The sequence below is a fragment of the Halobellus sp. Atlit-38R genome, from assembly GCF_003665925.1.
In the GTDB taxonomy this organism is placed as follows: domain Archaea; phylum Halobacteriota; class Halobacteria; order Halobacteriales; family Haloferacaceae; genus Haloquadratum; species Haloquadratum inordinatus.
In genome coordinates this window covers 1-495 of record NZ_QXIJ01000241.1, presented here as the reverse complement: position 1 = coordinate 495, position 495 = coordinate 1, and the positions used below count along the sequence as shown (strand labels likewise).

At 70.3% G+C, this 495-nt stretch carries 2 protein-coding genes; both read left to right on the top strand.

Translation table 11 applies throughout. The annotated features are described in order from the left end of the window. Window positions 1-247: helix-turn-helix transcriptional regulator (locus D3D02_RS19150; RefSeq protein WP_121571369.1), on the top strand; the 247-nt coding region annotated here is incomplete at its 5' end. Between the two features lie 77 nt (window positions 248-324). Beyond that, window positions 325-495, top strand: a 171-nt coding sequence (locus D3D02_RS19145) for a CopG family ribbon-helix-helix protein (protein ID WP_121571370.1), incomplete at its 3' end; no start/stop codon positions are given.

Genomic DNA, 495 nt, shown 5'->3' with positions numbered 1-495 from the left:
GCTCGAATCCCACTACGACGAGCGGATCGACCCCGGGTCCTTCTACGGCACGCTCTCCGCGCTCGTCGAGGCCGGGTACCTCGACCGCCGGACGGAGGGGATCGCCGACGTGTACGCGCTCACCGACGCGGGCGAGGCCGCGCTGCTCGACCACTACGACTGGCTCGGCGAGCGGATCGAGGGCGGCGACGGGGACGACGGCGACGACGGCGGCGACGACGCCGACGACGGTGGCGACAGAAGGTAGCGGGGTCGGCGGGCGAGGGGCGGAGCGCCGCGGCCCGGACCTCAAGGATTAACAACTTCGTGGGCGTGGATTAACATATGACAGTCGTCAGCGTGTCCATGCCGGAGGAGTTGCTCGAACGGATCGACCGGTTCGCGGACGAGCACGGGTACACCGGCCGGAGCGAGGTCGTCCGCGAGGCCTCGCGGAACCTCCTCGGCGAGTTCGAGGACGCCAAGCTGGAGGACCGGGCCCTGATGGCCGTGGTG